General features: G+C 65.9%; 1 pseudogene. It reads right to left on the reverse strand.

Going from position 1 to position 220, the window contains the following annotated elements:
• Window positions 1–220: pseudogene (locus EZI54_RS24290) on the reverse strand (hypothetical protein); the annotation flags it as partial.

The raw sequence follows: 220 nt of genomic DNA on the forward strand, positions 1-220 counted from the left end.
ACAGGTGGTGGTACAACACCCCTTCCTGCAACGGCGCCAGCGGGTAGATGTCCTGCACGTTGGCCGCACCGCCATCCACCGCCGCCACGATGTCGTCGAGCGCCTCCTGCGACAACGCCACCAGCGGCAGCATCGACGGCTCAAGCGCCGTACAGCCTTCGGGAATACCATTGGGCGGTACTGCGATGTCAGTAACACCACTCACCGCCCCGGCCAGCGC

Source organism: Marinobacter halodurans (genome assembly GCF_004327985.1).
GTDB classification, from domain to species: Bacteria; Pseudomonadota; Gammaproteobacteria; order Pseudomonadales; family Oleiphilaceae; genus Marinobacter_A; species Marinobacter_A halodurans.